The 7,185-nt window shown below is 68.9% G+C and carries 7 protein-coding genes; 5 read left to right on the top strand and 2 right to left on the bottom strand.

The window, feature by feature from the left end; translation table 11 throughout:
- Nucleotides 1-119: 119 nt before the first annotated feature.
- From Q0066_RS12830 to Q0066_RS12815, 4 genes are all read left to right on the top strand, one after another.
- Nucleotides 120-1,397, top strand: a complete 1,278-nt coding sequence (locus Q0066_RS12830; protein ID WP_298133482.1) for an RsmB/NOP family class I SAM-dependent RNA methyltransferase — start codon at nt 120-122, stop codon at nt 1,395-1,397.
- Nucleotides 1,398-1,578: 181 nt separating this feature from the next.
- A complete protein-coding gene (rpe, locus tag Q0066_RS12825) occupies nt 1,579-2,244 on the top strand; it encodes a ribulose-phosphate 3-epimerase (RefSeq protein ID WP_298133480.1) in 666 nt (221 codons plus the stop codon).
- Nucleotides 2,241-3,311: an aminodeoxychorismate lyase gene (locus Q0066_RS12820; RefSeq protein ID WP_298133478.1), complete on the top strand. Its 1,071-nt coding sequence runs from the start codon at nt 2,241-2,243 to the stop codon at nt 3,309-3,311. Before rpe ends, Q0066_RS12820 begins: the two co-directional genes overlap by 4 nt.
- A gap of 212 nt (nt 3,312-3,523) precedes the next feature.
- Nucleotides 3,524-4,900: an FG-GAP-like repeat-containing protein gene (locus Q0066_RS12815; RefSeq protein WP_366521523.1), complete on the top strand. Its 1,377-nt coding sequence runs from the start codon at nt 3,524-3,526 to the stop codon at nt 4,898-4,900.
- Between the two features lie 150 nt (nt 4,901-5,050).
- Here Q0066_RS12815 and Q0066_RS12810 read toward each other — a convergent pair whose 3' ends face one another.
- Nucleotides 5,051-5,425, bottom strand: a complete 375-nt coding sequence (locus Q0066_RS12810; protein ID WP_298133474.1) for a DUF1801 domain-containing protein — start codon at nt 5,423-5,425, stop codon at nt 5,051-5,053.
- 49 nt (nt 5,426-5,474) lie between these two features.
- Nucleotides 5,475-6,329 carry a PAC2 family protein gene (locus Q0066_RS12805; protein ID WP_298133472.1) on the bottom strand — a complete coding sequence of 285 codons (855 nt, stop codon included), beginning with the start codon at nt 6,327-6,329 and terminating at the stop codon, nt 5,475-5,477.
- Nucleotides 6,330-6,469: 140 nt separating this feature from the next.
- On the opposite strand from Q0066_RS12805, the gene Q0066_RS12800 reads away from it, so the two are divergent.
- Nucleotides 6,470-7,185, top strand: a 716-nt coding sequence (locus Q0066_RS12800) for an NADP-dependent oxidoreductase (RefSeq protein WP_298133470.1), incomplete at its 3' end; no start/stop codon positions are given.

Here is a 7,185-nt window from a genome sequence, read left to right as displayed (position 1 = left end):
TGAGCGGCAACAAGAATCCGGATCGGGCTGGGACTAACCAGCCCAAACCGGATCGCTCTCGCAGGTCTTCCCCGCGGCCGGGCGGTAGGGGCCGCAGAACCACCTCCGACCCGGCCCGGATCGCTGCCTACCGGACGCTGCGAGCGATCACCGCCGACGACGCCTACGCCAACCTGGCCCTGGCCGAGCAGACCGCCGGCCTGTCCAGCCGCGACGCCGCTTTCGCCACCGAACTGGTTGCCGGCACCTGCCGTGCGTTCGGCCTCTACGACGCGATCATCGCCTCGGCCGGCGGACGCCCCCTGCGCAGCCTGCAACCGGCCGTGGTCGACCTGCTCCGGCTCGGCACCCATCAGCTGCTCGAGTTGCGGGTGCCCAGCCACGCCGCGGTCGCCGCCACCGTCGAACTGGCCCGCGAGGTCGTCTCGCAACGGGTGACGGGTGTCGTCAACGCGATCCTGCGCAAGGTCGCGGCCCTGGACGCCGACGGCTGGGCCGCCCGGCTGCGAACCGAGAACGCCGACGCCGAAGCGCTGCTGGCCCGCCATCCGCAGTGGATCATCGACGCCTACGCCGACCTGCTCCCCGCTGAGGAACTCCCGGCCGCACTGGCTGCCAACAACGAACCGCCGGTGCCGCACCTGGTGATCCGGCCCGGTCTGGCCGAAGTCACCGAACTGGGTGGACGGCCGCTGCGCTGGTCCCCGTTCGGCGTTGAGGCGTCCGGGAACCCGGCCGAGCTGCCGGCGGTAGCGGAGGGCCGCGCCGGCGTCCAGGACGAAGGATCGCAGCTGGTCGCCTGGGCGCTCGCCCGCGTCGAAGCGCCCCGGGGAGCTTGGCTCGACCTGTGCGCCGGACCGGGGGGCAAGGCAGCGCTGCTTGCCGGACTGGCCCGCGACAAGGGTGAACGCCTGCTCGCCAGCGAACTGCAACCCCATCGTGCGGCTCTGGTCGCTCGTGCCCTGGCCAGCTACCCAGAGCCCACACCACTCGTCATCGCCGCGGACGGAACCCGTCCGGCCTGGCCCGAGAACAGCTTCGCCCGGGTGCTGCTGGACGCGCCCTGCACCGGTCTTGGCGCGTTGCGTCGCCGTCCGGAGGCCCGGTGGCGTCGCAAGCCCGCCGACCTGGACACCTTGGTGCCGCTGCAGCACGAACTCCTTGCCTCAGCGATCAGGGCCGCCGCGCCGGGCGGTGTGATCGCCTACGCCACCTGCTCGCCGCACCGCCGCGAAACTAGCGAGATCGTCGAGGCGGCGTCCGGTGTTGAGGTGTTGGACGCGTCCGCAGCCCTGCCCGACATCCCGGACGCCGCGCGCGGGCCCTACCTGCAGCTGTGGCCACACCGCCACGGCACCGACGCGATGTTCCTCGCGTTGCTACGCAAGACCAGATAGACCCCGTAGGCCTCGACCCGCCGAGGGGCCGCGTAGCGAGCGCCCTCGGCTGGGTGCAAGGGCGAGTCGGGTGCGCGAACGCGTACCGGGTCGCACGGCGCGCGTGCCCGGCGCAGCCAGTGCGTCCAGCTGGGGTCGCGCAGTAGCCGTAGCTCGGTGGATCGAGGATAAGGTTCCTGGCATGACGATGCGGATCACACCGAGCATTTTGAACGCCAACCTCGCCAACCTGGCCGGTGAGATCGCCCGGATCCCCAGCGCCGACGGCGTGCACGTCGACGTGATGGACAACCACTTCGTGCCCAACATGACGTTCGGGCTGCCGGTGGTGGAGTGCATCCGGGCCAACACCACCGCCTTCCTCGACATTCATCTGATGATCGCCGAGGTCGACCGCTGGGCGCCGGCCTTCGCCGATGCCGGCTGCGAGTCGGTGACCTTCCATGCCGAGTCGTCCCACGCGCCGATCAAGCTGGCCCGCGAGTTGCGTTCGCTGGGTGCCCGGGCGTCGATGGCGCTGCGGCCTGCGACCCCGATCGAGCCGTACGCCGACATGCTGGGCGAGCTCGACATGGTGTTGCTGATGACCGTCGAGCCGGGCTTCGGCGGACAGAAGTTCCTCGACCTGGTGCTGCCCAAGATCCGCCGCACCCGCGAGTTGATCGAGTCCCGCGGCGGCGAGATCTGGCTGCAGGTCGACGGCGGGGTATCGGTGGACACTATCGAACGCTGCGCCGAGGCGGGTGCCGACACGTTCGTCGCCGGCTCCGCGGTGTACAGCGCCGACGACCCCGACGCCATGGTCATCGCGCTGCGTGAGCAGGCGATCGCCGCCTGCGCGCATTGACCAGGCAACTGGTCGCGGTACTCGGCCGCGGCGTGGTGCCGACGGCCGACCCGATCGCGACCGCCGACGATGTCGGCCTGGTCAGGGGGGACGGCTGCTTCGACGCGATGCGGGTGCTCGGCGGAGGCTCGGACGCCGTGGTCGAGAACCTGGACGACCACCTCGTCCGCTTCGCCGCGTCGGCGGCCACCCTCGACCTGTCGTTCGATCCGGACGCCTGGCGCGCCCTGATCGCCGACGCCGTCGCTGCCTGGAAGCCCGCGCCCGAGGCGGTGCTCAAACTGGTGCTGACCAGGGGGCCAGAGTCGACCCCCGGTGTGCCCACCGGTTTCCTGACCATCACCGAACTGGACCTGCCGGCGATGCACCGGGCACGGACGGTCGGCCTGGCCGTCCGCACGATGAACCGCGGCTACGCCAGCGACACCTTCACCGACGCCCCGTGGCTGCTGGGCGGGGCGAAGCTGTTGTCCTACGCCGTGAACGCCGCTGCCAAACGGGAGGCCGGACGGCACGGCGACGACGATGCCCTCTTCGTCAGCGCGGACGGCTACGCCCTTGAGGCGCCCACCGCCGCGGTGATCGTGCTGCGGGACGGCGTGCTGATCACCACGCCTCCCGGGGCGACTGGCATTCTCGATTCGATCACCGTCCGGCAGTTGTTCGCCGGGGCGTCCGCCGAGGGCGTCGAGACCCGCTACGCACTCATTCCGACCGATGACCTGTTCACCGCCGACGGTGTCTGGCTGGCGTCCTCGATCCGCGGCGTGTGCCCGGTGCGACGGCTCGACGGACGGGAACTCGCGGTGGACGTCGACTGGCACCGCCGCATCACCGACTGGAGCGGTTTCGGCGGAATCGGGGTCGCTCACGACGAACTGCTTTACGCGGCCTCTTTGCTCGCCGATTCCCCGGACGCCGCACGCACGGTCCGTGGTCTGGTGGCCGCTCGCTGCCAGGCACATCTCGCCGCAGGTGGAACGGTGGATGAGCTTGCGGCCGATCTGAGGGTGGGGCTCGCAGCCGCCCGGCAACTGGCGAACGATGAGTGGCCAGATCTGCGCTGATCGGGCCAGCTGGGGACGGCGCCCAACCACGTCGCACCCTTTCGGGGTCATTGCACCTGTTTGAACGGTTGCGATGACGCCAAAAGGGTGCAACGTCACGATCGCAAGGCCTGGAGAACTGCCGAACGTGGAGGATGGACCGCGGGTCGCTGCTGACTCATCGTTTTGGTGTACGCACGATTCCGCCGTAAAGTTCGGCGAGATCTGTTTGTGTGGGAGAAGAAGTGCGTGTGTTGCGGCGACTGATTTGTTCATTATTTCTGATCGGTCTGGCGACGACCGCTCTTTCCGCGCCGCCTTCCGCGGCTGCACCGAAGCCGAGCGTCGACTTCGATGGCGACGGCCTGATTGACGTCGCGTCGGGTGCTTATGACCGAATCGACGTCGCCTACGGCACAGGGACCAGCGTTTGGATCGGCTGGCGCAGTTTCTCCGCCACGGAGGTCGGCAGCCTGGGTCAGTCGATGGCGGCGCATGACCTCAACGGCGACGGCTACACGGATCTGGTCGTCGGCTCGCCGAATCACACGGTGGGCGGAAAGACGCCGGGTGCGGTCTTCGTCCTGTATGGCAGCGAACGAGGCCTGCGCACGGACAACGTTCGGCGGCTCAGCGCAAGTACTTCATACAGCGATGCGTTGGGGTGGTCGGTGGCCGTGATGGTCGGCTCGCCCACCCTCATCGTCGCGAGCGCTCCCGGCCTGACGGTCAGCGGACACAAGCGGGCCGGCGGCCTCGCGGTATGGCCGGTGGACGCCGCAGGCGTCCCGGGCAAGCGCACCATCGTGACCGAGAACAGCAGCGGCATTCCGGGTGTCAGTGAGGCCGGCGACGAGTTCGGCTACAGCATTGCCGCCAGCGGCTCGACCCTCGTGGTGGGAACTCCCTATGAGAACGTGGGCAAGCTCGTGGACGCGGGAACAATCACGGTGCTGGAACGGAAGGGTGCTGTCGGTTTCAAGGGTGTCGGCATCTCCCAGAACTCCTCCGGCGTTCCTGGGGCGGCCGAGAGCCACGATCAATTCGGTTTTTCGGTGGCAATCGATCGGGGCTGGATCGCGGCCTCCGCACCATGGGAGACGGTCGGAAAGGTCCAGGAGACCGGGGCCGTTCAGCTATTCCGCTATCAGGCCGGATCGTTGAAGCCGAAGTCCGGAGCTTCCATCCACCAAAACTCGCCGGGTGTCCCCGGAACGAACGAACGAATCGACCATTTCGGGGAGCATCTGCTGGTCCTGCGCTGTGGTGCTGGGGCCTCGCTGGCGATCGGCACCCCGATCGAGAAGGTCGGCAAGAAGAACAATGCCGGCTTGGTGACCGTCGTGCCGCTGGGGTCGGGAAGCAACTGCCCTGCGCGGTCGTACGACGGCAGCGCCTTCGGAGGCGCTGTCGAGTCCGAGGGTGTCGTCGGCTACGGCATCGGTCTGGTGCGGACGGCGTCCGACCACGATGACCTGCTCGCGGTCGCGACCAAGAAGTCGGACTCGCTCGTTGGACGAGTGGACCCGGTGACCGGCAAGCGGGTGGCGACGTACCGCTCGTTGTGGGGGAGTTCCGAGGTCACCGGATTCGCCAACCCGGCGTCCTGAGCGCCTCGGATAGTTGCCGGGGCGACAACCGTTGGCTGGCGACTCACTGACTAAGGAAGTGCTGGTCATTCACGTCATCCCGGGATCTCAGGCGGGAGAGATCCCGGATCAAGTCCGGGATGACGAGGAGTGGCTTTGATCAGCGCACCCCTAACCGGGTTGCGTCCCGCGCCGTAGCGACGGGTCGTCGATCTCGGCAACCCGTGCCGCGACGATCGCGCGAATGGTGTCGTCCGACAGCGGGCGCTCGGGCTGGAAGCGGATCGTGCCCTTGTCGTAGTCCAGGTCGCCGACAGATTCCGCGACGATCGCCGGAACGCGGCCGCTGTAGGGGTAGACGCCGAAGTGCTTCCTGGTGCGCATCACCGAGATCAGTGCCTTGCCGCGATACAGCAGGGCGGGCATGCCGTAGCTCTTGCCCTGCTCGAGGTCGGGAACAGTCGCTTGGACCACGTCGTAGACATGCGCCACCACGGCTCGATCGGCAGGGTCGAGTTCATCGAGGTAGTCGTCGACCGTGCCCATGCGGGCATCCTGCCCTCTCGGCGCCGTTACCGCCAGATCCCGACGGACCTCAGCGCAGGCCGGAGGCCGGGGGATTGCGGCGGCGCCGCAGATACCGCTGGATCTCGGCGGCGATCGCCTCGCCCTGCGGTTCGGGCTGATTCTCGTCACGCCGCTCCTCAAGGGCGGTGATGTAGGCCGAGATGTCGCTGTCCTCGGACGCCAACTCGTTGACCTGGCTCTCCCACAGGGCGGCCTGCTCGGGCAGTTCACCGGTGTCGAGCGGGGTGTCCAGCAGGTCCTCGAGCCGATCGAGCAGGGCCAGCGTCGCCTTCGGGTTCGGCGGCTCCGCCACGTAGTGCGGCACGGACGCCCACAGCGAGGCGGACGGGATGCCGAGCACGGTGCAGTCGGCGGCGACCACGCCAAAGATGCCGGTCGGCCCCTCGTAGGTGGACATCTCCAGCCCGAGTTCGGCGGCCACTTCCTCAGTGGTCGCCGAGGCGTTCACCGGAACCGGACGCGAATGCGGAGCGTCGGTGAGCATCGCACCCAGGAACACCACGATCTCGGGTGCCACGGTGCGAATCGCCGACACCAGCGCGGACGAGAACTCCCGCCAGTGGAAGTTGGGTTCGGGGCCGCCGATCAGCACGAGATCGCGTTCCGGCAGCGGCGCCACCAGCACCTCGGTGGTCGGCCATTGCAGCGTCCGCTCACCGCCGGACGTGGTGGCGACCGTCGGCCGGTTGACCTGGAAGTCGTAGTAGTCGTCGGGGTCCATCGCGAACGACAGCTTCGCCGAGGTGATCTCCGCGAGATGATCGATCACCCCGCTGGCGGCGTCACCGGCGTCGCTCCACCCCCCGAAGGCGGCCACCACGGCCGGCCGTCGGAGGTTCTTCAGCGACTTCACCTGAGCCATAGCGGCCATGCTACTCATCCCGCTACGGGGCCAACCGAAGACTCAACGGCGAGGTCAGGCACGGTTTCGCCGGCAGCGGACTGACCCCGTCCGCAAGGCGTCTGAGGGAATGGCCGATGGCCCGCAGAGGTTGTTCGGGCATGACCACGACAGTGCTGGCCGCAGGCTATGGCGGCTCCGAGGTATTGACGACCACGACGGAGCGGCAGCCCGAACCGGGCCCCGGGCAGGTCCGGGTGACGGTGCGCGCGATCGGGGTCAACCCGATCGATCACAAGACCTACAGCGGCGGAATGAACGCCGATCCGACGCGGTTGCCGATCCGGCTCGGGTCGGAGGCGTCCGGCGTGGTGGACGCGGTGGGCGACGGCGTCACCACTGCGACGGTGGGTGACGAAGTGATCGTCTACCGGGCGTCCGGGGCGTACACCACCGATCTACTGGCACCCGAGTCGGCACTCACCCCGAAGCCGGCCACGCTCGGCTGGCCGGAGGCCGCCGGACTGATGCTGACCGGCGCGACCGCCTGGCACGCGCTGGTGGCGTCCGGTGCCCACGAGGGCGACACCGTGCTGGTCCACGGCGGCGCCGGCGGCGTGGGACAGATGGTGTTGCAGTTGGCGCGATTGTGGGGGATCGGCGTGGTGGCGACGGCCGGCCCGGCCAATCACGATCTGCTCCGCGAGTTGGGGGCGACGCCGATCACCTACGGCGAGGGTCTGCTGGACCGCGCCCGATCGGCCGCACCCGGAGGCTACGCGGCGGCACTCGACCTGATCGGCACCGACGAGGCCATCGACACCTCGCTGGCGCTGGTGGCTGCCGACCGGGTGGTCAGCATCGCAGCGTTCGGACG

This window comes from Micropruina sp. (genome assembly GCF_027492755.1).
Lineage (GTDB): Bacteria > Actinomycetota > Actinomycetes > Propionibacteriales > Propionibacteriaceae > Micropruina.
This window is presented reverse-complemented; position numbering and strand designations above follow the sequence as displayed.